Raw genomic sequence first — 26057 nt, 5'->3', positions numbered from 1 at the left:
CGCGTGACAGAGGCCATCGGCCCCCTGCTCTATCTGCGCAACGCATCAGAAGGGCGCATCAACCTCGCCGCCCTGCTGGTGCTGCCGGACGGGAAGGAGCCGCCGCAACTCGATGCAGAGGGCAACAGCGTCGCCGCAACCCGGCTTCTGACGCGGCGGGGAAAAACGGCCTGGCGCTTCGATTTCTCCCTGCCGATGCGGCGCGACACCGGATACAGCCTGGGTGGCACACACTACCCGGTGAATGCCGATTTCACCGGCGACCTGCGCATCGCCTTCGTCTCCTGCAACGGGCAAGAAAAGAACGACCGCAAGCGCCCGCTGGAAGAGCGCAATGCGATGTGGCAGCGGCTGCAGTCCGAGCATGACGCAGCCCCCTTCCAGCTGCTGCTGCAGGGCGGCGACCAGATCTATGCCGACGAGCTGCTGAACTGCCATCCGGCGCTGAAGCGCTGGGCGCGCGGTGGCCGGGTGCGGCAGGCGGATGCCACGGCGGAGCCCGATCTCGCGGAGACGCTGCGCGACGGCTTCTTCGAGCTGTATCTCGACATACTGGGCCAGCCGGCGATCTCCGGCATGATGGCGCACGTGCCCTCGCTCGCCATGTGGGACGATCACGATATCTGCGACGGCTGGGGCTCGCTGCGCCCGGCCAAGCTGGATGCGCCGGAAGGCCGCACCCTGTTCGCCGCCGCCCGCGAGCATTTCCTGCTTTTCCAGTATGGCGCCCGGCCGGACGAGCTGCCCGGTTTCTGCCCGGATCGCAGCGGCACCAGCCTGGGCTGGCATGTTGCCTTGCCCGGCCTGCATGTGCTGGCCCCTGATCTGCGCTCCGAACGGCGGCCGAACCGCGTGATGGGGCCGGCGGGCTGGCAGTCCTTCGACACCATGCTGGAGCGTATCCGGTCGGCTGAGGGTGGCGGGCGCGTGCTGCTGCTGTCCAGCGTGCCGGCACTGGGACCGCGCCTGTCCTGGGTCGAGGCGCTGATGCATCTGACGCCGAGGCTGGAGAAATACGAGGACGATCTGCGCGACCAGTGGCAGAGCCGCGCCCACCGGAAGGAATGGCGGGCTTTCCTGGAACGTCTGGCCGCGATCCACGCCAATCCGGCGACGCCGGTCACCTGCGTCTCGGGCGAGATTCACCTGGCGACCCACGGCACGCTGGACGTGCCGCCGAAGCCGCTGCACCAGCTCGTCGCCTCCGGCATTGCGCATCCAGCGCCGTCGAAAGCCTACGCCATCGGCCTCGGCCTGCTGGCGCGGTTCGGCAGCTCGCCGCTGCCCGGCCATCCGATCCGCCTGCAGGGCCTGCCCGGCCAGCCCGGCACCTACACGGCGGAACGCAACTATCTGGTGCTGGAGCGCAGAGGCGCCGGCTGGACCGCCAGCTGGGAGCTGGAGCATTCCGGCCGCACGCCCGAGGTGGAGATTTGAAGCGCCGATTGACGCTCGCGCGGGGCAGCGGGCATTGTAGCGCATGCTCCTGTTCCTCGGCCAATCGACGGAAATCCTGATCCTGCTGATCGCCGCACTGGCGATTGACGCCTATGCCGGCGGCTTCGTCTGGCCGCGCAGCCTGTCGCGGCTGAATCCGGCCCATCTTCTGGGCCGGCTGGCGCGCTGGTTCGATGACCGGCTGAACCGGCCGGAACGCACGCCGCGCTCGCTGCGCCTCCGTGGCTGGGTCGTCCTGCTGGCGCTGCTGGCGGTCACGATTCCCGCCGCGCTGGCAGTGCATGGGCTGGCAATGACCAGCGGCTTCGGCTGGGCGCTGGCGCTGTGGCTGATGGTCGCCTTCGCGACGCTGCGCCGGAGCTATGATCTGGCGGAGAATGCCCGCCGCCTGCTGCAGGGCGGCACGCTGGCGGAGGCCCGGCTGTCGGTCGATGCGCTGACCGACCGCGACATCTTCCGGCTGGACGAGCATGCCGTCGCCCGTGTCGCCGTGGAGGCGCTGATCGAACGCTTTGTCGCCTGGGTCGCCGCACCGTTGCTGTGGACGGCGCTGTTCGGCCTGCCCGGCCTGCTGGTGCAGGCGGCGGCCCATGCCGGTGCGCATATCCTGCGGCGCGGCGACCAGGCGCTGTATGGCCGTGCCTTCACCCTGGCCGACCGGCTGTTCCAGACGCCAGCCGCCTGGCTGGCGGGCCTCGCCTTCGCCATCGCCGCCATCGCCGTGCCAACCGCGAAGCCCCTTGCGGCCCTGCGCATGCTGCTGCGCGACGGCGGCAAGGCAGCGCGCCCGGACGGGCGGGCGCTGGGGGCAATGGCCGGCGCGCTGGATCTGTCGCTCGGCGGGCCGCGCCTCTATGCCGCACTGACCGTGCCGGGCGAGTGGATCGGCAGCGGCCGCGCCCGGCTGCAGCCCGACGATGTGCGCCGCGCGCTGATGCTCTACGCGGTTTCCGGGGTGGTGCTGGCCGGACTTCTGGCGGCCACCATCGTGGTGAGTTTGCGGCTCTGAAACAAAAACCCCGCCGGCAGGACCGGCGGGGCTGAAGAATTACCTGCGATACGGTGCCCGCAATCAGCGGCGCATCACCATCATCTTCTTGATCTCGGCGATGGCCTTCGCCGGATTCAGATGCTTGGGGCAGGTCTTGGTGCAGTTCATGATGGTGTGGCAGCGATAGAGGCGGAACGGATCCTCCAGCGCATCCAGCCGCTCACCGGTCATCTCGTCGCGGCTGTCGGCGATCCAACGATAGGCCTGCAGCAGCACGGCCGGGCCCAGATAGCGGTCGCCATTCCACCAGTAGCTGGGGCAGGAGGTCGAACAGCAGAAGCACAGCACGCACTCCCACAGCCCGTCGAGCTTCTCGCGCTCCTCCGGGCTCTGCCGGCGCTCGGTGTCCGGCGGCGGGGCCGATTCGGTCTGCAGCCAGGGCTCGATGGAGGCCAGCTGCGCATAGGGCGTGGACAGGTCGGGCACCAGATCCTTGATCACCGGCATGTGCGGCAACGGATAGATCTTCACCTCGCCCTCGACCTCGTCGATCGGCTTCAGGCAGGCCAGCGTGTTGGTGCCGTCGATGTTCATCGAACAGGAACCGCAGATGCCCTCGCGGCAGGAGCGGCGGAAGGTCAGCGTGGTATCGACCTCGTTCTTGATCTTGATCAGCGCGTCCAGAACCATCGGCGCGCAATCGTCCAGGTCGATCTCGTAGGTATCGACGCGGGGTGTCTTGCCGCTGTCGGGATCGTAGCGGTAGATCTTGAACTTCTTGACCCGCTTTGCCCCTTCCGGCGCCTTGTAGGTCTGGCCGTCGGTAACCTTGGAATTGGCGGGCAGCGTGAACTGAGCCATGGGGGGTGTCCTTGTCCTGGGCTCCTGAAGGAATGGCCGGGCTTAGTAGACGCGGGCCTTCGGCGGGATCGTCTTGATCTCGTTCGACATGGTGTTCAGATGCACCGGGCGATAGCCCAGATCGACCTTGAAGCCGTTATCGACATCGCACCAGGCGACCGTGTGCTTCATCCAGTTCTCGTCGTCACGCTCGGTGAAGTCGTCGCGGGCATGCGCGCCACGGCTTTCCTTGCGCGCCTCGCCGGATTCCAGCGTGACGATGGCCTGGCCAAGAAGGTTATGAAGCTCCAGCGTCTCGACCAGATCGGTGTTCCAGATCAGCGACTTGTCGGTCACCACCACATCGACCAGCCCGCTGGCGACCTCGTGAATGTTCTTCACGCCGGTCTCCAGAATATTCTGGTCGCGGAACACGGCGGCATGGCGCTGCATCACATGCTGCATCTTCAGCCGCACATCACCGGTCTTGGTGCCGCCCTTGTTGAAGCGCACCGAGTCGAGCCGCGCGATGGCGTTCTCGCCGGCGCTGTCGGGCAGCGGCTTGTGCGGGGAGCCCGGCTTCAGCGTCTCGCCGCAGCGGTTGGCGCAGGCCCGGCCGAACACCACCAGGTCGAGCAGCGAGTTGGTACCGAGGCGGTTGGCACCATGCACCGACACGCAGGCCGCCTCGCCGGCCGCCATCAGGCCGGGGATGGTGGCATCCGGATCGTCCTTGGTCGGCCGGAACACCTCGCCGTGATAGTTGGTCGGGATGCCGCCCATATTGTAGTGCACGGTCGGCACCACCGGGATCGGCTCCTTGGTCACATCGACGCCGGCGAACACCTTGGCGGTCTCGGAAATGCCGGGCAGGCGCATATGCAGCACCGCCGGATCCAGATGCTCCAGATGCAGATGGATATGATCCTTCTTCGGGCCGACGCCGCGGCCCTCGTTGATCTCCACCGTCATCGCCCGGCTGACCACGTCGCGGCTGGCCAGGTCCTTGGCGTTCGGGGCATAGCGCTCCATGAAGCGCTCGCCCTCGGAATTGGTGAGGTAGCCGCCCTCGCCGCGCGCGCCCTCGGTGATCAGGCAGCCCGCACCATAGATGCCGGTCGGGTGGAACTGCACGAACTCCATGTCCTGCAGCGGCAGGCCGGCGCGCAGCACCATCGCCCCGCCATCGCCGGTGCAGGTATGCGCCGAGGTACAGGAGAAATAGGCGCGGCCATAACCGCCGGTCGCCAGCACTACTTGGTGCCCGCGGAAGCGGTGGATGCTGCCATCCTCGAGGCACAGCGCCATGACGCCGCGGCACTCACCTTCCTCGTCGATGATCAGGTCGAGGGCGAAATATTCGATGAAGAACTCGGCCTTGTGCTTCAGGCACTGCTGGTAGAGCGTGTGCAGCAGCGCATGGCCGGTACGGTCGGCGGCGGCGCAGGCGCGCTTGGCCATGCCCTCGCCGTAGTTGGTGGTGTGGCCGCCGAACGGGCGCTGGTAGATCTTGCCCTCCTCGGTGCGGCTGAACGGCATGCCGAAATGCTCCAGCTCGATGATCGCCGGGATCGCGTTGCGGCACATATATTCGATGGCGTCCTGGTCACCCAACCAGTCCGACCCCTTCACGGTGTCGTACATGTGGTACTGCCAGTTATCGCCGTCATTCATGTTGTTCAGCGCGGCGCCGATGCCGCCCTGAGCCGCCACCGTATGGCTGCGGGTCGGGAACACCTTGGTCACGCAGGCGGTCTTCAGCCCGGCCATGGTGGCGCCCATGGTCGCGCGCAGGCCGGCGCCGCCGGCGCCCACCACCACTACGTCATAGGCATGATCGACGATCTTGTAGGACTGCATGGGGTTAAGCTCCGAAAGCCAGTTTCGAAATGGCGAACACGGAAGCGACACCTAGCACCACGGTGAGCAACTTCAAGCCAATGAGGGCCGCAAACTTCACGCCCTCGTTATGCACATAATCCTCGATCACCACCTGCACGCCGAGCTTGGCGTGATAATAGCCGCCGACAATCAGCAGGATCATCAGGATGGCGGGGATGGGCTGTCCCATCCAGGCGGTGACAGCGGCATGGCCGGCACCGGCATGGGCGACGATCGAGATCACCAGCCACAGAATCAGCGGCACCAAGGCGACAGCGGTCAGGCGCTGCATCCACCAGTGATGCACGCCTTCCTTGGCGGAGCCCATGCCGCGCACGCGGGCGAGATTGGATTGCATACCCATCGCTCAGCTCCCCATCGTGAGGCCAACGCCCCAGGCGATGGCCGTCAGGATCACGGTCGCGGCGAGCACCGCATAGCCGCTTTTATAGACCTGCGGCAGCTCGAAGCCCCAGCCGGCGTCCCAGGCCAGATGCCGGATACCGTTCGCGAGGTGGTAGAACAGCGCCACCGACCAGCCCAGCAGCAGCAGATAGCCGAACCAGGAGGTGATGAAGCCGTGCGCCGTCGCGAAATGATCGGGCCCTGCCGCGGCGGCCAGCAGCCACCAGGTCAGCATCAGCGTACCCACTGACAGCGCGACACCGGTGATGCGGTGCAGGATCGACAGGATCGAGGTGATCTGCGGACGGTAAATCTGCAAATGGGGTGATAGCGGCCGTGCCGCCTTCCCGCCGGACTGCATAGTGCCCCCTTCGCCAAAGCGGTGAGAACGAATTTCAATTACACAAGAGCGGGTTGCCGCCCGCTTCTCAGGAACGCTGTTGATTTAGACCGCGCCCGGGTTCAAGTCAACGCAGCGCTGCCCTGCCTCTGACACAGCGATCCCCTTATCGCGCATTAGAGACGCTATCAGGGAACACCGGCAGCGAACACCGGGAAGATGCGAGAGCAGGGCTGAAGCTGTGAGCAGTTTCCTGAGTATTATCCACAACGGTGGATAAAGGGCACCGGTCCTGGCGCGGCGGCACGTAACGCGCATTAGCCACAGACTTTTTCGATTTCCCGTCAGGGTTTGGCGCGGAGTGAGCTCTGTGGAAAATCTGTGAATGAAATATAATTATATTTATTGATAAAAAATCGGCTGATTAATACAATTTCTTCATTGCCGAAGCAATCAAAATCCGGCACGCTTCCCTTCTGCGTCGTAAGCGTCATGGCGGTGGCAATGCGAAAGCCACGCTGGCGACAGCCGGTTTTTCCGGCCCGGCTCTGACAAATGGGTCCGGCCCCGGAACGCATCGCCCCGCCACCCGCCTGTTTGGAAACCGCACCGCTCCGGCGATGATGGTGGATAGCGGGACCGCCCGGCCCGGTTCAGCCGATCAGGCGAGCCGGAATCATGCGGACGGGACATGTCAGCAGTCGCGCCGACCCGGGTCCTAAAGCGGCCCAGCGTGGCGATGACGGGGCGGACATGGCTTGCGGGTAAGGGCTTCGTATCGCTGTCGGCCGGGCGGCTCCGTGCCAAGCTGCTGCCCTGCCAGGTGCCTTGCGCCAGACAGCGCCGATGATCCTGGCGCTTTCGCGCCTGGGGCTCCGGCGGCCGCTTGCGGCCCGCCTCCGGCCCCGAATAAGAGGCGCCGAGGAAATGCCTTCCCGGGCAGGGCGATCACCGCCTGCATCCTCGGCGCCTCTGCTTTTTTAATCCCCGAGCACCCTTGATACCCAAACGCCTTTCAGCCCTCCATGGAGTGGGCCGCGCGAGAGGGTGTGGGACAGCGTGTCACGGCGTTGAGTTCGCGCAAATACCACCCTGGTCATTGCATGAAAGGCGGGAGGCGCTACATTGGCTTACAATGAAAAAAACCACCGGCCTTACCCTCCTGCTGGCGACGCTGTTCCTGATGCCGCTGGCGACCTCTCCCGTATTGGCGGGCTGCGGCGATCCGCCCGGCCCAGGCGTGGACTGGCGCAACTGCAATCTGAGCCGGCAGGAAATGTCCAAGGCTGACCTGACAAAGGCGACCTTGTGGCGGACCAGCTTCAACCGCAGCACCCTGACGGACGCCAATCTCAGCGAGGCCGACGCCAACCGGTCGATGTTCCTGGAAACCAAGATGGCCGGCGCCACGCTCGATGGCGGCCGCTTTACCTATGCCGATTTCTCCCGCGCCGATCTGACCGGCGCCTCGCTGAAGGACGCCAACCTGTCGCGCGCCCGTTTCCACAACGCCATCCTGCGCGAAGCCGATTTAACCGGCGCGGACATACGGGATGCAGATTTCTTCCGGGCCGATCTCAGCGGTGCGCTCTGGATCGATGGCAAGAAACGCTGCGGCGAAGACTCGGTCGGCGCCTGCCGCTAACGCGACAGACGCCGATCTGAAGCCTCTCTGTTACTGCGTAGCGCCTCAATCGTACTGGGCGAGTTCCTTGCGCAGCTCGGCGGCACCCGCGGCATTTCGGGTGCCCTTCATCAGGATGGCATCCGGCGTAACCGCGCCACCGTAATAGGCGCTGTTCATCTCCGGCTTCGGCTTCACCACGCCGCCTTCGATGGAACCGCCGCCGAACAGGCCCTTCGACTTGGAATAGACCAGAATGTCGGCCTCCGGATTGCCGGTGCTGGATGCGCCCACGCCGGCACCCACCGTGCCGATGGCGACGCTGGCGTCGGCGCCGAGCTTCATCTCGTTCTGCATTAGTTTCTGCAGCCCGGAATCGCTCATCACCAGGAACAGCGCCTCGCGCGATTCGACGCCCGCCTGCAGGCCAATGCTGCCGGCGATCACCTGATAGAAGGCCGGGCCGTTCCAGCTGCCGTCAGCCGCCTTGGTCAGCAGCACGCCGTCACCGGCCTGGCCGCCCAGGATGAAGCCGGCTTTGACGAGGTCCGGCACGATCAGCACGCCCTTGGCCTGCTTCAGATAGCCGCGGGCCGGCTCCAGCCCCTTTTCGCTCAGCACGGCGCGCAGCGAGCCGAGCGACTTATCGACCAGCAACTGCGGGGTGTCATCGGCGAAGGCCGGGGCGCTTACCGCCGGGGCGGCGAGGAACAGGCCAAGGGCCAGGGAAAGTGCATATTTCAATCGGCGCATGGCCAATCTCCTTCAATTTCAAACCAGCAGCAGCACCCAAATGATGGGCTGCTTCCTGGCGATAGAAACGAGAAGGTCGTGCATCCGTTCCGCAACGACCCGTGTGCCGCGCCCCGGGGCCCGTGGCTGCACCGTCAGCGCGGCCGCCGGTTCACCATCACCACCTGCCAGGCCGGATCAGGCCAGTTCTCCTCCGCCGGATGATGGTCGATGCGGGTGACCGACAGATTGTCGATCTGGAAATGCAGCGCCTTCGCCGCCGGAATGTCCAGCGCATGCGCCAGCGCCGCGCGGATCGTCCCGCCATGAGCGACGCAGATCACGTCGCGCCGCGCATATTCATGCGTCAGCCGCTCGACCACCGGTGTCACCCGGCCCAGCAGGTCCTGGAAGCTCTCGCCGCCCGGCGGGGCAACCTCCGGCGCGGTCAGCCAGAAGCGATGGCGCTGAAACTCGACGGTGGCGAAGATCTCGTGCCGGGGCCGGCCCTGCAATTCACCGAAGCTTTGCTCGCCCAGATCGATCTCGACGCCCTGCGTGCCCACCTCCGGCAGCGGGTAACCGGCCGCGCCGACCGCCGCCATCGTCTGATGGGTGCGCTGCAGATGCGAGGTCACCCACACCGCATCGCGCGGCAGCAGCCGGGCCAGCCCGCTGAAGCTCTCCACATCGGACACGTCCGCCGGCGGATCGCCGGCACCGTAGATCCGCCCGCCTTCGCTGGTCACCGGGGCGTGGCGCACCCACCACCAGCGTGTCGTTGTTGCGGCTTCCTGGCTCATCCTGTCTGCTTCCCCTTCATCGGACTTTCTCTTCACCGCCGAAGGATATAGGACAGAACCCGGCATCGCGATATGGCATGCCACGATCAAAGACAGGAGAATATCCCCATGGCCGAGGAAACCAACGCCGGGGCGGGCCAGGCCGACGAGCCGCATTTCGGCGAAATCCGACGGATGCTGGATGATCTGCCGGAGATCGACCGCGACGCCGCCCATACCGCCGGCCATGCCATCTTGCCCGGCAGCGGGCGGCTGGCGGCGCTGGCGCGCTTCCTTGCCGGCTGGCAGGGGCGCCCGACGCCGCAGATGACCCATCCGCGCCTGACCCTGTTCGCCGCCAGCCATGGCGCCGCAGCCGCGCTCGGCATCGATCCGGTGGCGGTCAGCGAAGCGGCGGTGCAGCGGTTTCTCGATGGCGTGACGCCGCTGAACCGTCTGGCGGAATCGCTGGATTCCGACCTGCGCGTCTATGAATTGTCGGTTGAGCTGGCGAGCGCCGATTTCTCGGCCGGCCCGGCGCTGGAAGAGGCCGACTGCGCGCGCGCCATGACCTATGGCATGATCGCCGTCGAACCCGGTATCGATGTGCTGGCGCTGGCCAGCATCTCGGCCGAATCCGACCTCCCGGCGGCGGCGCTGGCAACCCTGCTGCTGGGCGGCATGGCGGCCGACTGGTGCGGGCCCTCCGCCGATCCGGCGCGACTGGCGCTCATCGATAAGGCGGTCTCGCTGCATGCCGGCACCCGGGCCGATCCGCTGGAAGCGCTGCGCTGCCTGGGCGGGCTGGACATCGCGGCGATGGCCGGCGCCATCCTGGCCTGCCGTTTCGCCCGCACGCCGGTACTGATCGACGGCCGCGACGGTCTGGCGGCAGCGCTGGTGCTGCGCGCGCTGGAGCCGACGGCGATCCAGCACTGCCTGCTGGCCCATGCCAGCGCTGATCCGCTGGCGGCAGCGCTCGGCCGGGCGCTGGGCTTCGAGCCGCTGCTCGATCTCGGCATTTCGACCGGTGATGGCGTCGCCTCGGCAACCGCGCTCGCCATCCTGCGCGCCGCCTGCGCCTGTCAGGCGGCAGCGGTGCATTAGCGCGGCCCCACTCTTGCCATGGTCGCGGCGTAGTTGAACAAATATCCCCTTGAGAGGGGGATCATTTCGCCAAGGGAGAGCTCCATGCGCCTCATTGCGCCATCCATTGCCCGCCACGCCCTTCTGCCCGTGCTGGCCGGCTTTCTGCTGACAGCATCCGTGCCCGCCGCCCAGGCCCAGACGATGGGCCGGACCGGCCCCGCCGATGACGAGATCGTGCTGCGCCTCGAAGCCGAGGGCTGGGTCGAGACCCAGACCGCGAAGCTGATCGTCGCCATCGACATGGCCTTGCAGGGCGGCGAGATGGCCGATGCCCGCGCGCAGGTGACCCAGACGCTGGACGGGCTGGTCGCCGGCGTCGATTGGCGCACCACCCGCTTCTCCCGCCAGATGGATTCGGCCGGGCTGGAGCGCTGGCAGGTCATCGCCGAGGCGCGCGTGCCGGAGGCGAAGCTGGCCGGCGTGCATGACAAGGCCAAGAGCACCAGCAAGCCGGGCCTGTCGGTGCGCATCGCCGATATCGATTTCACCCCGACGCTGGCCGAACACACGGAAGTCGAATCCCAGCTGCGCGCCGAACTCTACCGCCAGACCAAGGAAGAACTGGCGCGGCTGGCCGATATTTTCCCGGATCGCGCCTACCGCGTTCGGATGATCGACTTCCAGTCGGACGGGATGCCGGTACCGCGCCAGGCCATGATGGTGCGCGGCATGGCGGCGGAGTCCGCGCCTGCCATGAAGGATCAGGCCGGTGGCGAAGGCCTGTCGGTCAGCCGCCGCATCGTGCAGACTGCCACCGTCATCCTGGGCACGACCGCACCGGCGCCGGAGCGGCGGGGCGGCCCCGGACAGGAGGGCAAGCCCAAGCCATAAACGAGGAAACCGGGAGGGGATCATGACGGGTATTCTTGTCGTCACCGGCGGCAGCCGGGGCATTGGCGCGGCGACCGCGCGGCTGGCCGCCCAGCGCGGCTGGGATGTGGCGGTGAACTACAAGGGCAATGCCAGGGCCGCCGAGGCGGTCGTCGGCGAGGTCGAGAGCGAAGGCCGCCGCGCCGTCGCCATCCAGGGCGACATGGCGCTGGAATCCGACGTGATCCGCCTGTTCCTGGAGGCCGAAAAGGCACTCGGCAAGGTGACCGGCGTGGTGAACAATGCCGGCATCACCGGCACGGGCAGCCTGCTGGCCGATACCGACCTCGCCACCATCCGGTCGGTCATCGACCTGAACGTGACCGGCGCGCTGATCGTGGCGCGCGAGGCGGTGCGCCACATGGCGAAATCGCGCGGTGGCCAGGGCGGCGGCATCGTGAATCTGTCCTCCGCCGCCGCGCGCCTTGGCGGTACCGGCGAACTGATCCCCTACGCCGCCAGCAAGGGCGCCATCGAGACGCTGACGCTCGGCCTCGCCAAGGAGGTCGCGGCGGAGGGTATAAGGGTGAACGCCGTCTCGCCCGGCCTGATCGAAACCGATATCCATGAGTCGACCGGCGATCCCAACCGCATGAAGCGGCTGCTGCCCGGCGTGCCGATGGGCCGGTCCGGTACCGCCGAGGAGGTGGCGGAGGCAATCCTGTGGCTGCTCTCGCCTGCCTCCTCCTACGTCACCGGCACCTCGATCCAGATCACCGGCGGCCGGCTGTAGGTCTTCGCGTCAGATCGTGAAGTCGAGCGCGGTCTTGCCGATCTTGCGGATGCCCTTGCCGCGGGCCTCGTCGCACAGATCCTCGATGGTCACGGCGTCCAGCTTGGCCAGCAACTCGTCGCGCAGACCGGTCCAGAGCGGGCGCAGCACCTCGCGGCCCAGCGCCGAGCCCTCGGTGTCCTGCCGGTCTTCCTCCGCATCCACGCCGCTATCGACGGTGCGGCAGATATCGCCCAGCGTGATGCGCCGGCGCTCCCGCCCCAGCCGGTAGCCGCCGCGCGGGCCGCGCACCCCGATCAATATGTCGGCGCGCACCAGCTGCTGCAGCACCGGCTCCAGATAGCGCCGGGGAATGCCCTGGCGTTCGGTGATCTCCCGGCTCTGCACCGGCGTGTCGGCCGCGTTGTAGGCGATGTCGAGCACCGCCTCGATGGCGAACAGCAGCTTGCGCGAGGATTTCAGCATCGGTGTCAGGTGCCAGCTGTACCGGTCGCGGTTCCGGTCGAACCGAAACCGCCGGCGCCACGCGCCGTCTCGTCCAGATCGGCGACCGGTTGCCACGCAATCTGCGTCACCGGGGCGACCACCATCTGGGCAATGCGCTCGCCGCGCTTCACCGCGAAGGGTTCCTGCCCGAGATTGATCATCAGCACTTTCACCTCGCCGCGATAATCGGCATCGACGGTGCCAGGCGAATTCAGCACCGTCATGCCGTGCTTGAAGGCGAGGCCGGAACGCGGCCTTATCTGCGCCTCGTAGCCCGACGGCAGGGCGATGGCGAGGCCGGTCGGCACCAGCGCACGTTCGCCAGGATTCAGCACCATCTCCGCCTCCACCGCCGCGACGAGGTCAAGCCCGGCGCTGTCCGCCGTCTGATAGGCCGGCAGGTCCAGCCCCTCGCCATGCGGCAGGATGCGGACGGGAAGCGCAATGCTCATGTCGTTTTCTTTCCGAAATGATCGCCGATGCGGGCGGCCAGCCGCTCCGCCACCTGCTGTTTGGTGAGGCGCGGCCAGTCCTCGGTGCCGCTCTCCGTCACCAGATGGATGGTGTTGGCGTCGCCGCCGAAGGTGCCGGTGCCGGCGGAGACATCGTTCGCCAATATCCAGTCGCAGCCCTTGCGGGCGCGCTTGGCGGCGGCATGCGCCGCCACCTTCTCGGTTTCCGCCGCAAATCCTATGACCAGCGCCGGCCGGCCCTGTTTCAGCCCGGCAATGGTGGCGAGGATATCGGGATTTTCGGCGAAGCTGAGCGTTGGTGCTGCCCCGCCTTCCGCCGGCTTCTTGATCTTCTGCGCCGCTTCGTGCGCCACGCGCCAGTCGGCGACGGCGGCGGCGAACACGGCGATATCGGCGGGCAGCGCGGATTCGCAGGCCGCCAGCATCTCGCGCGCGGATTCGATGCGCACCACTTTCACCCCCGCCGGATCGGCCAGCGCGACCGGCCCGGAGACCAGCGTGACGGCGGCACCGGCGCGTGACAGCGCCGCCGCGATGGCGTGACCCTGCTTGCCGGAAGAGCGGTTGCCGATGAAGCGCACCGGGTCGATGGCTTCAAAGGTCGGACCGCTGGTCACCAAAGCGTGCTTGCCCGCCAGTGGCGAATCCTTGCCGAAATAGGTCTCGATGGCGGCGACGATCTCCATCGGCTCCGCCATGCGGCCCGGCCCGTATTCGCCGCACGCCATGTCGCCCTCGTTCGGCCCGACAAAGCGCACGCCGCGCTGGCGCAGAATTTCCAGATTGGCCTGGGTCGCGGCGTGGGTCCACATGCGGACATTCATGGCGGGCGCGGCCAGCACCGCCTTGTCGGTCGCCAGCAGCAGCGTGGTGGCGAGATCGTCGGCGAGACCGCCGGCCATCTTGGCGAGGATGTTGGCGGTCGCCGGCGCGACGACGACCAGATCGGCCTGGCGCGACAGATTGATATGGCCCATCTCGGATTCGTCGGTCAGCGAGAACAAATCGCGATAGACCTTGTCCTCGCTCAGCGCCTGCAGGGAGAGCGGCGTCACGAACTGTTCGGCGGACCCGGTCATCACGCAGCGCACCGCAGCCCCGCGCTCACGCAGGCGGCGGATCAGCTCCAGGCTCTTATAGGCGGCGATACCGCCCGAGACGATCAGCAGGATGCGCTTGCCCGCCAGCATGTCAGCCCCATCGCGTGAAAACACAGTATCGCCTAGTACAATACCGCGGCGAGCGACACAAGCAGCAATGCCAGCCAGAGCGGCCACAGGGCGACCGCTCCGTTGCGCCGCCGGCGCAGCAGCGCCGCCGCCGTGTCGGGGTGCAGCTTCACGCCGGCCGGGTCGGCCAGCCGGTCGGCGGCGCGCTCGATCTGCCCCAGCAGGGCGGGCAGCCGCTCGACGATCAGGCCGATATCCAGCGCCGCCTGGCGGATGCGCGCCTCCGGCCCGCGATGCGCGCGCATCCAGTCCTCGATCAGCGGGCGCGCCAGCTCCCACATGTTCAGGGTCGGATTCAGCGTGCGCCCGACGCCCTCGGCGACCAGCATGGTCTTCTGCAGCAACAGCAGCTGCGGCTGGGTCTCCATGGCGAAGGTCTCGGTCACCTGAAACAGCTGGGCCAGCAGCCGGGCGACAGAAATCTCGTGCACCGGCCGGCCCAGGATCGGCTCGCCGATGGCGCGGCAGGCCTGCATGAAATCGTCGATAGACTGGTCGGCGGGGACATAGCCGGCCTGGAAATGCACCTCGGCGACACGGCGGTAATCGCCGTTCAGGAAGCCCAGCAGCATGTCCGCCAGGAAATAGCGGGTCTTCACGTCGAGCCGGCCCATGATGCCGAAATCGACCGGGCGCAGCACACCGTCGGCATCTACGAACATGTTGCCGGGATGCATGTCGGCATGGAAGAAGCCGTCGCGGAACACCTGCAGGAAGAACACTTCCGCCGACTGGCGCAGCAGCATGTCGGTATCGTGACCGGCCTCCTTCAGCGCCGCCACATCGTCGATGCGGATACCGTCGATGCGCTCCAGCGTCAGCACCCGGCGGGCGGTGCGCTGCCAGTCCACCTGGGGCACGCGGAAGCCATCATAATCGACAAAATTGTCGGACAGCTCGGCGGCGGCGGCGGCCTCCAGCCGCAAATCCATCTCGGCACGCACCGTGGCGGCGAAGGTGGCGACCACCGCGCGCGGCTTCAGCCGGCGTAGCTGCGGCTGCACCTGCTCCACCGTCTCGGCGATCCAGTCGAACAGGTCAAGATCGCGGGCGAAAGCGGCCTCGATGCCGGGCCGCAGCACCTTCACCGCAACCCGCACCCCTTCCGGCGTCTCGGCGAAATGCACCTGGCTGATCGAGGCGGCGGCCACCGGACGGTCATCGAAGCTGGCGAACAGCGCGGTCAGCGTCTGCCCCAGCTCCGCCTCGATGGTGGCGCGGGCGCGGGCGCTGGAAAAGGGCGGCAACCGGTCCTGCAGGGTGGAAAGATCGGCGGCGACATCCTCGCCCAGCAGGTCGGAGCGTGTGGCCAGCGTCTGCCCCAGCTTGATGAAGCTGGGGCCCATCTCCTGCAGCGCGGCGGCGAGGCGCAGGCCGGGGCGTTGCTGCCGGCCGCGCTTGCGACCGATCCTGGCCAGAAAGCGTCCGAACCAGCGCAGCGCCGGCAGGCCGGGCACCGCCTCCAGCGGAAACAGCGCATCATGCCGGGCCAGGATGCGCACAATGCCGATCAGTCGGCCGGTATTGCGGAGGGCACGCAGCATGGCGGTCAGATACGCCAGCCGGAATGCAGCGCCGCGATACCGCCCGACAGGTTGCGGTAGCTCACCCGTTCGAACCCGACGGCCCGGATGCGTGCCGCCAGTTCCTCCTGCGGCGGGAAGGTGCGGATGCTCTCGGCCAGATAGACATAGGCGTCGCGGTCCTTCGCCACATACTGGCCCAGCGCCGGCAGCACGCTGAAGGAATAGGCGTCATAGAGCTTGTCCAGCACCGGCAGCACGACATGGCTGAATTCCAGGCACAGGAAGCGGCCGCCCGGCTTCAGCACACGGTGCGCCTCGGCCAGCGCCTTGTCGATGCGGGTCACGTTGCGCAGCCCGAAGGCAATGGTATAGGCATCGACCGACCGGTCGGCCACCGGCAGGCTCTCGGCATTGCCGGCAACCCAGTCGATGCCGCCCGCGGCATAGGGTTTCAGCCGGCCGCCATCGATGGCGCGGTCACGCCCGACCGCCAGCATTTCCGGTGTCAGGTCGCAGACCATGACCGGCCCGCCGCCGCGATCCTGGAAGCGGAAGGCGATATCGCCGGTGCCGCCGGCCACGTCGAGCAGCCGCATGCCGGGGCGCGGCGCCAGCCAGTCCAGCATCGCCGACTTCCACAGCCGGTGGACGCCGCCGCTCATCAAATCGTTCATCAGGTCGTAATTATGGGCGACGCCGCCGAACAGCGTCTGCACCAGGCCGTGCTTCTCCGCCGCCTTCACCTCGCGAAAGCCGAAGGGGGCGGTCTCCTCGCTGTGCTGAGCCTGCATGGTCGGCCGCTTTTCCTGCTTGTCGGTCTGCATGGTTCGGGGAAGATAGCCTCTGCCCGGCGGTTTCGCTACGGTAACGCCGGTTGTCGCTTAAGGTTTTATGTCGCATGCCCGAACTACCCGAGGTCGAAACCGTCCGCCGGGGCCTCGCCCCGCACCTTGAAGGCCGCCGCCTGGTCCATGTCGAGGCACGCCGGCCCGACCTGCGCTGGCCGTTGCCCGTGGATTTCGCGCAACGCCTCCAGGGCCGCACGGTGGTGGCGCTGCGCCGCCGCGCCAAATATTTGCTGGCCGAGATGGAGGATGACACGGTGCTGATCGCCCATCTCGGCATGTCGGGGCGGATGCTGATCACGCACGGCCAGCCGCCGGCACTGGAGAAGCACGATCATATCGTGCTGGCGACCGACCGCGACGTCTGGATCCGCTTCAACGACGCGCGCCGTTTCGGCGCCATGGATCTGACCACGCTGGACGCGCTGGACACCCACAAGCTGCTGGCCGGGCTGGGGCCGGAGCCGCTATCCAACGAATTCAACGGGCCGGCGCTGGCCGCTGCGCTGGCCGGCCGGCACACGCCGATCAAGGCGGCGCTGCTCGACCAGCATGTGGTGGCCGGTATCGGCAATATCTATGCCTGCGAGGCGCTGTACAGGTCGGGCCTGTCGCCGCGCCGGCTGGCCCATACGGTACAGGGCGGCCGGGCCGAGCGGCTGGCGACGGCGGTTAAGCAGGTGCTGGCCGAGGCCATCGAGGCCGGCGGATCCACCCTGCGCGACTACCGCCAGGCCGATGGCGAGCTGGGCTATTTCCAGCACGCCTTCAAGGTTTATGGCCGCGAGGGCGAGGCCTGCCGCGCGCCCGATTGCGGCAGGCCGCTGCGCCGGCTGGTGCAGTCCGGCCGCTCCACTTTCTATTGTGCCACCTGCCAGCGCTGATGGTATAGACGGGCCCATGACCAGCAGGCGACAGTTCGCGATGCTCCTGGGGCTGGCACTATGTTTTGGCCCCCTGACCGCGTTGCATGCGGCGGATGGCTTCGTGCCGGGCTTCGAGGACATCCCGCTGGCCCCGGGCTTGACGGCGGTGCCGGATGCCGCCATGAGCTTCGATTCGGCGGGCGGACGCATCGTCGAGTCGGTGGCAACCGGTCGGGTCGATGCCGGGTCGGTCGCCGATTTCTACGACCGCACCCTGCCGCAGCTCGGCTGGCAGCAGGCAGATGCTGGAACCTATCGCCGCGAGGGCGAGGAGCTGGTGATCGAGATCGCCCGGTCGGGCGACGCGCTCACCGTCCGCTTCGCGCTCGCGCCCCGTTGAACGGCCGCGCCAGCACAGACAGAGCGCGGCCGCAAATAAATCTCGAAGTGGGGACTATCATGGCCTACGAAAACATCATCGCGGAGAAGAAGGGCGCCGTCGGCGTCATCACGCTGAACCGCCCGAAGGCGCTGAATGCACTGTCCGCCGGGCTGATCACCGACCTTGGCGCGGCGCTGGACGATTTCGAGGCGGATGCCGAGATCGGCTGCATCGTCGTCACCGGCAGCGAGAAGGCCTTCGCGGCCGGCGCCGACATCAAGGAGATGGCCGGCTTCTCCTACATGGACGCCTACAAGGCCGACTTCATCACCAAGGGCTGGGAGCGGCTCGCGCACTGCCGCAAGCCGGTGATCGCGGCGGTCGCCGGCTATGCGCTGGGCGGCGGCTGCGAGATCGCCATGATGTGCGACTTCATCCTGGCCGCCGACACCGCCAAGTTCGGCCAGCCGGAAATCACCATCGGCACCATTCCGGGCGCCGGTGGCACCCAGCGCCTGACCCGCTTCGTCGGCAAGTCGAAGGCGATGGAAATGTGTCTGACCGGCCGCATGATGGATGCCGAGGAGGCGGAGCGCGCCGGCCTCGTCAGCCGTATCATCCCGGCCGCCGAGCTGCTGGACGAGGCAATGAAGACCGCCGAGCGGATCGCCGCCATGTCAAAGCCAGCCGCGATGATGGCCAAGGAATCGGTGAACCGCGCCTACGAAACCACCCTCGCCGAGGGGGTGCGGTTCGAACGCAGGCTGTTCCACTCCACCTTCGCCATGGCGGACCAGAAGGAAGGCATGGCCGCCTTCATCGAGAAGCGCAAACCCGCCTTCAAGGACGAATAAAGCGATGCGCCGGGCCGCTTGTGGATATCTCCACAGCGGCCTTGACGCGCCGGGGGCCGAGGTATATAAACCGCGCTCCTTTCGATAAGGTTACAGTGATTTAGCGAGCAAGGGCACATCATGGCCAACACAGCGTCGGCAAAGAAGCGCATCCGTCAGACCATCCGCCGCACTGCGGTTAACGGAGCGCGGGTCAGCCGCATCCGCACCTTCGTGAAGCAGGTGGAAACCGCCATTGCCGGCGGCAACAAGGACGTCGCCGCCGAGGCGCTGAAGGCCGCCATGCCGGAAATGCAGCGCGGCGTCACCAAGGGCGTGCTGCACCAGAACACGGTCGCCCGCAAGCTGTCCCGGCTGTCCGCGCGCATCAAGGCGCTGTAAGCAGCCAGGCTGTCCGGCCGGTCCCCTCAGGGACCGTCCTCCCTATAGAGACCGACGATTGCCCACCCGGTTCATTTTTGAACCGGAGAGTGGGCTTTTGTCGTTTTTATTGCAGGCGGGTGACAAAAAATCTGCCGTTCTCTATTCGTCCTGTTGCGAGTCGTTTTTTAGCCCGATACATTTGATGGCGGTTTGGCGGGAAGCAATAGGAAACAAAATTTCCCGCAAGCGCTTTAAAAACAGAAACCGATCTAATGTCTAAAACCTTAATTTAAAAATGATACCCGAGAAATATTCGGGAATGGTCTGGTTTATTCATCAAGAGGGCTTCAGTGTTTCGATTTGATCTTCCTCACCTCGACGAAAATTCGATTTATACAGCTTCAGCTGCAAGTAAATCGGCAAATCGATTCTGCTCTATCCGCCTCCGGATGACCCGACATCGGACGCTTTCCGCGCGAGTGCGCTTGCCTGCGCCACCTTCCGCAGTTCAGGCATCAGACTTGCCGAACGCTATCCGCGCTCAACAACAATAAGTAATAAGGAAAGGCGCCGGGAATGGTTCAGCTTGATAGCGCGTCCGCAGACTCGCATACCGACAAGAATCCGCATGCCGCACAATGGACCCGGATACGGGCCCGCCTGCGCAGCGAGGTCGGCGACTCTGCTTTCCGCAGCTGGCTGAAGCCGCTGACCCTGGTCGCGGTAAAGGAACAGGGCGTCACCCTGTCGGTGCCGACCCGCTTCATGCGGGACTGGGTGGCGACCCACTATGCCGACCGGCTGCGCGCGCTGTGGGCCAATGAAGACCCGGCGCTGCGCAGCGTCGAGATCGTCACCGGCCTGCCCGACTCCGCATCTGGCCAGCCTGCAGGCGCCAAAACCGATGCCCGCCGCGGCTCCCGGGATCGCGACTCCCAAGCGGGCGACTCCCCAGGCAACACGCCCGCAGCGGGGAACGGAGCAGCCGCCGGGACGCAGAATTACGCCGAACGGCCGCAGGCCGCTGCCGGCCCGGGCCTGATGCCGCTCGCGGCGCCGGCCTTCCACAATAACGGGCTGGAGCCGCTGGAGATGGAGGCGGGCCTCGACCCGCGCTTCACCTTCGAGAATTTCGTCGTCGGCAAACCGAATGAGCTGGCCTTCGCCGCCGCGCGGCGGGCTGCCGAATCCTCGTCCGTGCCGTTCAACCCGCTGTTCCTCTATGGCGGCGTCGGCCTCGGCAAGACCCATCTGATGCATGCGATTGCTTGGCACATCCGCAAGCGCGATCCCAACCGCCGCGTCATCTATCTGTCGGCGGAAAAATTCATGTACCAGTTCATCCGCGCGCTGCGCTTCAAGGACACGGTGGCGTTCAAGGACCAGTTCCGTTCGGTCGATGTGCTGATGATCGACGATGTGCAATTCATCAGCGGCAAGGATTCGACGCAGGAAGAGTTCTTCCACACCTTCAACGCGCTGGTTGATCGCAACCGGCAGATCGTGATCTCCGCCGACAAGTCGCCGCACGATCTGGAGGGCATGGAAGAGCGGCTGCGTTCCCGCCTCGGCTGGGGGCTTGTCGCCGACATCCATCCGACCAGCTATGAGTTGCGGCTGGGCATTCTGCAGGCCAAGGCCGAGAAGTGCGAGATTCCGATCCCGCACAAGGTGCTGGAGTTCCTCGCCCACAAGATCACCTCCAACGTGCGTGAGCTGGAAGGCGCACTGAACCGGCTGGTGGCCCACGCCACGCTGGTCGGCCGGCCGATCTCGCTGGAGAGCGCACAGGAGCTGCTGCACGATTTGCTGCGCGCCAACGACCGGCGGGTAACCATCGAGGAAATCCAGAAGCGCGTCGCCGAGCATTTCAACATCCGCATCGCCGACATGCATTCCGCCCGCCGCAGCCGCGCCGTCGCCCGGCCGCGCCAGGTGGCGATGTACCTTGCCAAGCAGCTTACCGCCCGCTCGCTGCCGGAGATCGGCCGCAAGTTTGGCGGCCGCGACCACACCACGGTCATGCATGCGGTGAAGAAGATCGATGAGCTGCGCGGCAGCGACCAGTCCTTCGCCGAGGATGTCGAGTTGCTGCGCCGGATGCTGGAAAGCTGAATTCGCCTTCCATCCCCCATCCTTTGTGTCCGGGGGTGTCCGGACACGCGAAATCTTACCTCTGCAGGGTGAAATTTGCCCTGACTTTCATCCTTTTGTGCTATAGTCAGCGACCGTTCGGCGCCTCGCGCCGCAGGCCGTTCCGCCTCCTTGGCATGGCCACCATCCCAACCTTGCGGGCGTGGCGTCCAGGACGGGCTGACCGGTACGTTACGCAACCGCTATTCGCACGCAGATAGGCAGTTATCAGGATGAAGCTGATCATCGACCGGGCCGCGCTGCTGAAGCCCCTGGCCCACGTTCAGAGCGTCGTCGAAAAGCGCAACACCATTCCAATCCTCAGCAACGTCCTGCTCCGCGCCGAATCGGACCGGCTGGCGCTGACTGCCACCGATATGGATATCGACGTGGTGGAAGAGGTCGGAGCCGAGGTGTCGCAGCCCGGTGCCACGACAGTGGCCGCGCACACGCTCTACGACATCGTCCGCAAGCTGCCGGAAGGCGCGCAGATCGAGCTGACGGAGGAGGATGGCGGCAACCGGCTGACGGTACGCGCCGGCCGCTCCACCTTCAGCCTGGCGACGCTGCCGACCGAGGAATTCCCGGCGCTGAGCGACGGTGACCTGCCGTATAATTTCATGCTGCAGGCGGGCGAGCTGAAGGCGCTGATCGACCGCACGCGCTTCGCCATCTCCACCGAGGAGACGCGCTACTACCTGAACGGCATCTATCTGCATGCCGCCAACAACAATGGCGTGCCGGTACTGCGCGCCGTGGCGACCGACGGCCACCGGCTGGCGCGGGTGGAAATGCCGCTGCCCGACGGCGCCGCCGGCATGCCGGGCGTTATCGTGCCGCGCAAGGCGGTGAACGAGCTGCGCAAGCTGCTCGAGGATGCCGAGGGCGAGATCGGCGTGGCGCTGTCGGAGACCAAGCTGCGCTTCCAGTTCAGCGATGTGACGCTGACCACCAAGCTGATCGACGGCACCTTCCCGGATTATGAGCGGGTGATCCCGACCGGCAACGACAAGACGCTGCAGGTCAGCCGCAAGGAATTCGCCGAAGCGGTGGACCGGGTCGCCACCATCTCCACGGAAAAGAGCCGCGCGGTGAAGCTCTCGCTGCAGGACGGCATGCTGGTGCTGTCCGCCACCAGCCCGGAGAACGGCACCGCCATCGAGGAGCTGGAGGTCGCCTATGGCGCCGGCCCCATCGAGATCGGCTTCAACTCCCGTTACCTGCTGGATATCACGACGCAGATCGAAGGCGACGAGGCGCAGTTCTCCCTGGCGGATGCCGCCTCGCCGACCATCGTGCGCGACCAGGCCGACGAAAGCGCGCTCTACGTCCTGATGCCCATGCGCGTCTGATCCGGCTCAGCGTGAACGCCGCCCTTGCCTTTCAGCAGCAACCCGCCCGTGCCCTCGCACGGCTCGCGGTGGAGAGGCTCATTGTCACCGATTTCCGCTGCTACGCCTCGGCGCGGCTGGAGATCGACGGCCGGCCGGTGGTGCTGACCGGTGCCAACGGGGCGGGCAAGACCAATCTTCTGGAGGCGGTCTCCTTCCTGGCGCCGGGCCGTGGGTTGCGCCGCGCGAAGCTGTCGGAGGTGGACCGGCTGGCCGGCGATGCCGGCGGCTGGGCCGTCGCCGCGCGGCTGGGGACCTCGCTGGGGCCGATCGACATCGGCACTGGCCGCGACATGGCGGCAGCCAACGGGGTGGAGCGCCGCGTGGTGCGCATCGATGGCGAGACCGCAAAAAGCCAGAGCGTGCTGGCCGATCATATCTCGATGGCCTGGCTGACGCCGCAGATGGACCGGCTGTTCCTCGATGGCGCCTCGGGCCGGCGGCGTTTCTTCGACCGGCTGGCCTATGGCGCGGACCCCGCCCATGCCGGCCGCGTCTCGGCCTATGAACAGGCGCTGCGCGAACGCGCGCGGCTGCTGAAGCAGGGCCGGGCCGACGCCCGCTGGCTGGCGGCGCTGGAGGAACAGATGGCGGCGGGCGGAATTGCCATCGCCGCCGCCCGGCAGGCGCTGGTAGCGCGGCTGAACCAGGCCTGCGAAATGAGCACGGGACCGTTCCCGCGCGCCGCGCTGGCGCTGGAGGGCACGGTCGATCACTGGCTGGACGAGATGCCGGCGCTCGATGCCGAGGATAAGCTGCGCGCGGCACTGGCCGACAGCCGGCGGCTGGACGCGGAAACCGGCGGCGCCGCCGAAGGGCCGCATCGCAGCGACATCGTCGCCCGCCATATCGAGAAGGACATGCCGGCCGCCCTGTGTTCGACCGGCGAACAGAAAGCCCTGCTGATCGCCATCACCCTGGCCCATGCCCGGGCCCAGACGGCGGAGACCGGCGTCGCGCCGATCCTGCTGCTGGACGAGGTGGCGGCCCATCTGGATGAGACGCGCCGCGTGGCGCTGTACGACGAAATTTGCGCCCTGGGCTCGCAGGCCTGGCTGACCGGGACCGACCGGGCCCTGTTCGAGCCGTTTGCCGGGCGGGCGCAATACGCCATCGTGGCCGATGCCACCGTGGTCCTGGATTCTTCCGTTTGACGGGATAGAAATGATGAGCACCGAACCAGTTTCGCAGAACCTGCCCGATGGGCACCCTGATCGCCACGACGATTCGGATTATGGCGCCGATTCGATCAAGGTGCTGCGCGGTCTGGATGCGGTGCGCAAGCGGCCGGGCATGTATATCGGCGATACCGAGGACGGCACCGGCCTGCATCATATGGTCTATGAGGTGGTGGACAACGCCATCGACGAATCGCTGGCCGGCTATTGCGACCTGATCCATGTGGAAATGAACGCCGATGGCTCGGTGACGGTGCGCGACAATGGCCGCGGGATTCCCGTCCAGATCCATAAGGAAGAGGGAATTTCCGCGGCCGAGGTCATCATGACCCAGCTGCATGCCGGCGGTAAGTTCGACCAGAATTCCTACAAGGTCTCAGGCGGCCTGCACGGTGTCGGTATTTCCGTGGTGAATGCGCTGTCGGAACGGCTGGAACTGACGATCTGGCGCGATGACAAGGAATATTTCATCCGCTTCATCCACGGCGTGGCGGAAGCGCCGCTGGCTGAGGTCGGGCCGGCCAACGGCAGGCGCGGCACCCAGGTGAATTTCCTGCCCTCGCTGGACACCTTCACCACGCGCGAATTCGACTTCGCCACGCTGGAACACCGGTTGCGCGAGCTGGCCTTCCTGAATTCCGGCGTGCATCTGGAACTGATCGACACCCGCTCCGTCGAGGCGCCGACCAAGGTTATCCTGCATTACGAAGGCGGGTTGCGCGAGATGGTGAAATATCTCGACCGCTCCAAGACGGCGCTGCATGCCGGCCCGATCCATGTGATCGGGGAACGGGAGGGCATCACGGTCGAGATGTCGATGGAGTGGACCGACTCCTATCACGAGACCACGCTGTGCTTCACCAACAACATCCCGCAGCGCGATGGCGGCACACATCTGGCGGGCCTGCGCGCGGCCCTGACCCGGACCATCAACGCCTATGCCGTGGAAAGCGGCATCGCCAAGAAGGAGAAGGTGGCGCTCAGCGGCGAGGATGCGCGCGAGGGGCTGACCTGCGTCTTGTCGGTGAAGGTGCCGGATCCGAAATTCTCCAGCCAGACCAAGGACAAGCTGGTCTCCTCCGAGGTCCGCCCGGCGGTCGAGAACGTGATCGGCGAGCGGCTGCAGCAATGGTTCGAGGAGAACCCGAACGAGGCCAAGCGCATCATCGGCAAGGTGGTGGAAGCCGCGATCGCCCGCGAGGCGGCGCGCAAGGCGCGCGACCTGACCCGGCGCAAGGGCGCGCTCGACATCGCCAGCCTGCCCGGCAAGCTGGCCGACTGCCAGGAGCGCGATCCGGCCCGCAGCGAACTGTTCCTGGTCGAGGGCGATTCGGCCGGCGGCTCCGCCAAGCAGGCCCGCGACCGCAAGTTCCAGGCGATCCTGCCGCTGCGCGGCAAGATTCTGAATGTGGAGCGCGCGCGCTTCGACAAGATGCTGGGCTCGGCCGAAATCGGCACCATCATCGCGGCACTGGGCACCGGCATCGGCGCCGACGATTTCAACGTCGCCAAGACGCGCTACCACAAGATCATCATCATGACCGACGCGGACGTGGACGGCAGCCACATCCGCACCCTGCTGCTGACCTTCTTCTACCGGCAGATGCCGCAGTTGATCGAGCAGGGCTATCTCTATATCGCCCAACCGCCGCTCTACCGCGCCAAGCGTGGCAATTCCGGCGTCTATCTGAAGGATGACCGGCAGCTCGAGGATTATCTCGTCGGCGAGGGGCTGGAGAATGCCAGCCTTACCATGAGCGACACCAGCGTGCGCGTCGGCCAGGACCTGCGCGAAGTCGTCGACACCGCGCGCCGCATGAAGGGGCTGATCGAGCCGTTGACCCGCCGTGTCGGCAGCCTCTCCGTCGTCGAGCAGGCGGCCATCGCCGGCGCCCTGAAGCCGGAGCTGCTGCTGGACGAGGAACGCGGCCAGATTCTGGCTGCGGAGGTCGCGCGCCGCCTCGATACGCTGGAAAAGCAGACCGAGCGCGGCTGGCAGGGAAGCATCGAGCCGGGCCGGGCGCTGCTGCTGGAACGCACCCTGCGCGGCGTCCGCGAAACCTTCCGCATCGACCATGCGGCCCTGGCGAGCGGCGAAGCGAAGCGGCTGGACCAGCTGGCCGAAGCCCTGGCTCAGGGCTATGAGAACGCGGCCGACCTGATCACCAAGGAAGGCGGTACCCGGATTTACGGGCCGGTCGAACTGGTCGAGAAGATCCTGGACGCCGGGCGCAAGGGCATCACCATCCAGCGCTACAAGGGGCTGGGCGAGATGAATCCCGACCAGTTGTGGGAAACCACGCTGGACCCCAATGTCCGCTCGCTGCTCCAGGTGAAGGTCAGCCACGCCGACGAGGCGGCGGAGATCTTCTCCACCCTGATGGGCGATGTGGTCGAACCACGCCGCGAATTCATCCAGACCAACGCGCTGAAAGTCGCCAACCTGGACGTTTAGTCCTGATGTACCGGCTGTACGCCGTCACCATGGCGGCGTATACCGGCAACATAAATAGTTGGTGCGCCAAT

At 66.5% G+C, this 26057-nt stretch carries 26 protein-coding genes; 14 read left to right on the top strand and 12 right to left on the bottom strand.

Features of this window, described 5'->3' with window-relative positions; genetic code table 11:
- The first annotated feature begins 3 nt into the window (after positions 1 to 3).
- On the top strand, positions 4 to 1437 hold the full coding sequence (locus BKM74_RS01510) for an alkaline phosphatase D family protein (protein WP_086463925.1): 1434 nt from the start codon (positions 4 to 6) through the stop codon (positions 1435 to 1437).
- Positions 1438 to 1480: 43 nt separating this feature from the next.
- Positions 1481 to 2467 carry a cobalamin biosynthesis protein CobD/CbiB gene (locus tag BKM74_RS01505; RefSeq protein WP_086463924.1) on the top strand — a complete coding sequence of 329 codons (987 nt, stop codon included), beginning with the start codon at positions 1481 to 1483 and terminating at the stop codon, positions 2465 to 2467.
- Positions 2468 to 2530: 63 nt separating this feature from the next.
- On the opposite strand, the gene BKM74_RS01500 is transcribed toward BKM74_RS01505, so the two are convergent.
- The 5 genes from BKM74_RS01500 to BKM74_RS18450 form a co-directional block, all read right to left on the bottom strand.
- Positions 2531 to 3310 (bottom strand): succinate dehydrogenase iron-sulfur subunit, encoded by a 780-nt coding sequence (locus BKM74_RS01500; protein WP_086463923.1) that lies wholly within the window; start codon positions 3308 to 3310, stop codon positions 2531 to 2533.
- Between the two features lie 42 nt (positions 3311 to 3352).
- Positions 3353 to 5149, bottom strand: a complete 1797-nt coding sequence (sdhA, locus tag BKM74_RS01495) for a succinate dehydrogenase flavoprotein subunit (RefSeq protein ID WP_086463922.1) — start codon at positions 5147 to 5149, stop codon at positions 3353 to 3355.
- Positions 5150 to 5153: 4 nt separating this feature from the next.
- Entirely contained in the window at positions 5154 to 5534 is a 381-nt protein-coding gene (sdhD, locus tag BKM74_RS01490) for a succinate dehydrogenase, hydrophobic membrane anchor protein (protein ID WP_086463921.1), read from the bottom strand.
- 3 nt (positions 5535 to 5537) lie between these two features.
- The gene (gene sdhC / locus BKM74_RS01485) at positions 5538 to 5936 is read right to left on the bottom strand and encodes a succinate dehydrogenase, cytochrome b556 subunit (protein WP_086463920.1); all 399 of its coding nucleotides are present in this window, start codon (positions 5934 to 5936) and stop codon (positions 5538 to 5540) included.
- A 323-nt stretch (positions 5937 to 6259) separates the two neighbouring features.
- Complete coding sequence (locus BKM74_RS18450) at positions 6260 to 6493, bottom strand: hypothetical protein (RefSeq protein WP_140056002.1); 234 nt, start codon at positions 6491 to 6493, stop codon at positions 6260 to 6262.
- A 557-nt stretch (positions 6494 to 7050) separates the two neighbouring features.
- Here BKM74_RS18450 and BKM74_RS01480 point away from each other — a divergent pair.
- Positions 7051 to 7560, top strand: a complete 510-nt coding sequence (locus BKM74_RS01480) for a pentapeptide repeat-containing protein (protein WP_245825726.1) — start codon at positions 7051 to 7053, stop codon at positions 7558 to 7560.
- 45 nt (positions 7561 to 7605) lie between these two features.
- Here BKM74_RS01480 and BKM74_RS01475 read toward each other — a convergent pair whose 3' ends face one another.
- Together BKM74_RS01475 and BKM74_RS01470 are read right to left on the bottom strand one after the other, a co-directional pair.
- Positions 7606 to 8292 carry a lipid-binding SYLF domain-containing protein gene (locus BKM74_RS01475; RefSeq protein ID WP_086463919.1) on the bottom strand — a complete coding sequence of 229 codons (687 nt, stop codon included), beginning with the start codon at positions 8290 to 8292 and terminating at the stop codon, positions 7606 to 7608.
- Between the two features lie 134 nt (positions 8293 to 8426).
- Positions 8427 to 9074: a histidine phosphatase family protein gene (locus BKM74_RS01470; RefSeq protein ID WP_176342337.1), complete on the bottom strand. Its 648-nt coding sequence runs from the start codon at positions 9072 to 9074 to the stop codon at positions 8427 to 8429.
- A 108-nt stretch (positions 9075 to 9182) separates the two neighbouring features.
- On the opposite strand from BKM74_RS01470, the gene BKM74_RS01465 reads away from it, so the two are divergent.
- The 3 genes from BKM74_RS01465 (at position 9183) to BKM74_RS01455 (ending at position 11805) form a co-directional block, all read left to right on the top strand.
- The gene (locus BKM74_RS01465; RefSeq protein ID WP_176342336.1) at positions 9183 to 10160 is read left to right on the top strand and encodes a nicotinate-nucleotide--dimethylbenzimidazole phosphoribosyltransferase; all 978 of its coding nucleotides are present in this window, start codon (positions 9183 to 9185) and stop codon (positions 10158 to 10160) included.
- A gap of 84 nt (positions 10161 to 10244) precedes the next feature.
- Positions 10245 to 11033: a hypothetical protein gene (locus BKM74_RS01460; RefSeq protein ID WP_086463917.1), complete on the top strand. Its 789-nt coding sequence runs from the start codon at positions 10245 to 10247 to the stop codon at positions 11031 to 11033.
- 22 nt (positions 11034 to 11055) lie between these two features.
- Positions 11056 to 11805 (top strand): SDR family oxidoreductase, encoded by a 750-nt coding sequence (locus BKM74_RS01455; RefSeq protein ID WP_086463916.1) that lies wholly within the window; start codon positions 11056 to 11058, stop codon positions 11803 to 11805.
- Between the two features lie 9 nt (positions 11806 to 11814).
- Here BKM74_RS01455 and BKM74_RS01450 read toward each other — a convergent pair whose 3' ends face one another.
- Genes BKM74_RS01450 through BKM74_RS01430 form a run of 5 tightly spaced genes read right to left on the bottom strand, consistent with a single transcriptional unit; the run spans position 11815 to position 16343 of the window.
- A complete protein-coding gene (locus BKM74_RS01450; protein WP_086463915.1) occupies positions 11815 to 12270 on the bottom strand; it encodes an RrF2 family transcriptional regulator in 456 nt (151 codons plus the stop codon).
- A gap of 5 nt (positions 12271 to 12275) precedes the next feature.
- The gene (gene dut, locus BKM74_RS01445) at positions 12276 to 12743 is read right to left on the bottom strand and encodes a dUTP diphosphatase (protein WP_086463914.1); all 468 of its coding nucleotides are present in this window, start codon (positions 12741 to 12743) and stop codon (positions 12276 to 12278) included.
- Positions 12740 to 13954: a bifunctional phosphopantothenoylcysteine decarboxylase/phosphopantothenate--cysteine ligase CoaBC gene (gene coaBC / locus BKM74_RS01440; protein WP_086463913.1), complete on the bottom strand. Its 1215-nt coding sequence runs from the start codon at positions 13952 to 13954 to the stop codon at positions 12740 to 12742. The genes dut and coaBC overlap by 4 nt, the downstream gene beginning before the upstream one ends.
- A gap of 32 nt (positions 13955 to 13986) precedes the next feature.
- Positions 13987 to 15537, bottom strand: coding sequence for a 2-polyprenylphenol 6-hydroxylase (gene ubiB / locus BKM74_RS01435; protein WP_086463912.1), 1551 nt, complete (start codon positions 15535 to 15537; stop codon positions 13987 to 13989).
- 5 nt (positions 15538 to 15542) lie between these two features.
- Positions 15543 to 16343 (bottom strand): class I SAM-dependent methyltransferase, encoded by an 801-nt coding sequence (locus BKM74_RS01430; protein ID WP_086463911.1) that lies wholly within the window; start codon positions 16341 to 16343, stop codon positions 15543 to 15545.
- A 74-nt stretch (positions 16344 to 16417) separates the two neighbouring features.
- On the opposite strand from BKM74_RS01430, the gene mutM reads away from it, so the two are divergent.
- The 8 genes from mutM (at position 16418) to gyrB (ending at position 25986) form a co-directional block, all read left to right on the top strand.
- Positions 16418 to 17248 carry a bifunctional DNA-formamidopyrimidine glycosylase/DNA-(apurinic or apyrimidinic site) lyase gene (gene mutM / locus BKM74_RS01425; RefSeq protein ID WP_086463910.1) on the top strand — a complete coding sequence of 277 codons (831 nt, stop codon included), beginning with the start codon at positions 16418 to 16420 and terminating at the stop codon, positions 17246 to 17248.
- Positions 17249 to 17264: 16 nt separating this feature from the next.
- A complete protein-coding gene (locus tag BKM74_RS01420; protein ID WP_086463909.1) occupies positions 17265 to 17630 on the top strand; it encodes a hypothetical protein in 366 nt (121 codons plus the stop codon).
- Positions 17631 to 17689: 59 nt separating this feature from the next.
- Positions 17690 to 18466 (top strand): enoyl-CoA hydratase, encoded by a 777-nt coding sequence (locus BKM74_RS01415; protein ID WP_086463908.1) that lies wholly within the window; start codon positions 17690 to 17692, stop codon positions 18464 to 18466.
- A 120-nt stretch (positions 18467 to 18586) separates the two neighbouring features.
- Positions 18587 to 18847 carry a 30S ribosomal protein S20 gene (gene rpsT, locus BKM74_RS01410; RefSeq protein ID WP_086463907.1) on the top strand — a complete coding sequence of 87 codons (261 nt, stop codon included), beginning with the start codon at positions 18587 to 18589 and terminating at the stop codon, positions 18845 to 18847.
- A 558-nt stretch (positions 18848 to 19405) separates the two neighbouring features.
- On the top strand, positions 19406 to 20944 hold the full coding sequence (dnaA, locus tag BKM74_RS01405) for a chromosomal replication initiator protein DnaA (protein ID WP_086463906.1): 1539 nt from the start codon (positions 19406 to 19408) through the stop codon (positions 20942 to 20944).
- Between the two features lie 251 nt (positions 20945 to 21195).
- Positions 21196 to 22314, top strand: a complete 1119-nt coding sequence (gene dnaN / locus BKM74_RS01400; RefSeq protein WP_086463905.1) for a DNA polymerase III subunit beta — start codon at positions 21196 to 21198, stop codon at positions 22312 to 22314.
- A gap of 11 nt (positions 22315 to 22325) precedes the next feature.
- Positions 22326 to 23507: a DNA replication/repair protein RecF gene (gene recF, locus BKM74_RS01395; RefSeq protein ID WP_086463904.1), complete on the top strand. Its 1182-nt coding sequence runs from the start codon at positions 22326 to 22328 to the stop codon at positions 23505 to 23507.
- A gap of 13 nt (positions 23508 to 23520) precedes the next feature.
- On the top strand, positions 23521 to 25986 hold the full coding sequence (gyrB, locus tag BKM74_RS01390; RefSeq protein ID WP_086463903.1) for a DNA topoisomerase (ATP-hydrolyzing) subunit B: 2466 nt from the start codon (positions 23521 to 23523) through the stop codon (positions 25984 to 25986).
- The last annotated feature ends 71 nt before the right edge of the window (positions 25987 to 26057 follow it).

This window comes from Oceanibaculum nanhaiense, from assembly GCF_002148795.1.
Classification (GTDB): Bacteria; Pseudomonadota; Alphaproteobacteria; order Oceanibaculales; family Oceanibaculaceae; genus Oceanibaculum; species Oceanibaculum nanhaiense.
The sequence above is the reverse complement of the archived record's forward strand: the minus strand, read 5'-3'. Positions and strand labels throughout refer to the sequence as shown.

Excerpts from the sequence above, each read along its gene's own strand:
- BKM74_RS01450 (WP_086463915.1), bottom strand. The coding sequence starts at position 12,270 with ATGCTGAAATCCTCGCGCAAGCTGCTGTTCGCCATCGAGGCGGTGCTC.
- rpsT (WP_086463907.1), top strand. The coding sequence starts at position 18,587 with ATGGCCAACACAGCGTCGGCAAAGAAGCGCATCCGTCAGACCATCCGC.
- coaBC (WP_086463913.1), bottom strand. The coding sequence starts at position 13,954 with ATGCTGGCGGGCAAGCGCATCCTGCTGATCGTCTCGGGCGGTATCGCC.
- BKM74_RS01480 (WP_245825726.1), top strand. The coding sequence starts at position 7,051 with ATGAAAAAAACCACCGGCCTTACCCTCCTGCTGGCGACGCTGTTCCTG.
- dnaA (WP_086463906.1), top strand. The coding sequence starts at position 19,406 with ATGGTTCAGCTTGATAGCGCGTCCGCAGACTCGCATACCGACAAGAAT.
- BKM74_RS01475 (WP_086463919.1), bottom strand. The coding sequence starts at position 8,292 with ATGCGCCGATTGAAATATGCACTTTCCCTGGCCCTTGGCCTGTTCCTC.
- BKM74_RS01505 (WP_086463924.1), top strand. The coding sequence starts at position 1,481 with ATGCTCCTGTTCCTCGGCCAATCGACGGAAATCCTGATCCTGCTGATC.
- gyrB (WP_086463903.1), top strand. The coding sequence starts at position 23,521 with ATGAGCACCGAACCAGTTTCGCAGAACCTGCCCGATGGGCACCCTGAT.
- BKM74_RS01430 (WP_086463911.1), bottom strand. The coding sequence starts at position 16,343 with ATGCAGACCGACAAGCAGGAAAAGCGGCCGACCATGCAGGCTCAGCAC.
- BKM74_RS01460 (WP_086463917.1), top strand. The coding sequence starts at position 10,245 with ATGCGCCTCATTGCGCCATCCATTGCCCGCCACGCCCTTCTGCCCGTG.
- mutM (WP_086463910.1), top strand. The coding sequence starts at position 16,418 with ATGCCCGAACTACCCGAGGTCGAAACCGTCCGCCGGGGCCTCGCCCCG.
- sdhC (WP_086463920.1), bottom strand. The coding sequence starts at position 5,936 with ATGCAGTCCGGCGGGAAGGCGGCACGGCCGCTATCACCCCATTTGCAG.
- BKM74_RS01470 (WP_176342337.1), bottom strand. The coding sequence starts at position 9,074 with ATGAGCCAGGAAGCCGCAACAACGACACGCTGGTGGTGGGTGCGCCAC.
- BKM74_RS18450 (WP_140056002.1), bottom strand. The coding sequence starts at position 6,493 with ATGCGTTCCGGGGCCGGACCCATTTGTCAGAGCCGGGCCGGAAAAACC.
- BKM74_RS01420 (WP_086463909.1), top strand. The coding sequence starts at position 17,265 with ATGACCAGCAGGCGACAGTTCGCGATGCTCCTGGGGCTGGCACTATGT.
- sdhD (WP_086463921.1), bottom strand. The coding sequence starts at position 5,534 with ATGGGTATGCAATCCAATCTCGCCCGCGTGCGCGGCATGGGCTCCGCC.
- ubiB (WP_086463912.1), bottom strand. The coding sequence starts at position 15,537 with ATGCTGCGTGCCCTCCGCAATACCGGCCGACTGATCGGCATTGTGCGC.
- sdhA (WP_086463922.1), bottom strand. The coding sequence starts at position 5,149 with ATGCAGTCCTACAAGATCGTCGATCATGCCTATGACGTAGTGGTGGTG.
- BKM74_RS01465 (WP_176342336.1), top strand. The coding sequence starts at position 9,183 with ATGGCCGAGGAAACCAACGCCGGGGCGGGCCAGGCCGACGAGCCGCAT.
- BKM74_RS01415 (WP_086463908.1), top strand. The coding sequence starts at position 17,690 with ATGGCCTACGAAAACATCATCGCGGAGAAGAAGGGCGCCGTCGGCGTC.
- dut (WP_086463914.1), bottom strand. The coding sequence starts at position 12,743 with ATGAGCATTGCGCTTCCCGTCCGCATCCTGCCGCATGGCGAGGGGCTG.
- BKM74_RS01500 (WP_086463923.1), bottom strand. The coding sequence starts at position 3,310 with ATGGCTCAGTTCACGCTGCCCGCCAATTCCAAGGTTACCGACGGCCAG.
- dnaN (WP_086463905.1), top strand. The coding sequence starts at position 21,196 with ATGAAGCTGATCATCGACCGGGCCGCGCTGCTGAAGCCCCTGGCCCAC.
- BKM74_RS01455 (WP_086463916.1), top strand. The coding sequence starts at position 11,056 with ATGACGGGTATTCTTGTCGTCACCGGCGGCAGCCGGGGCATTGGCGCG.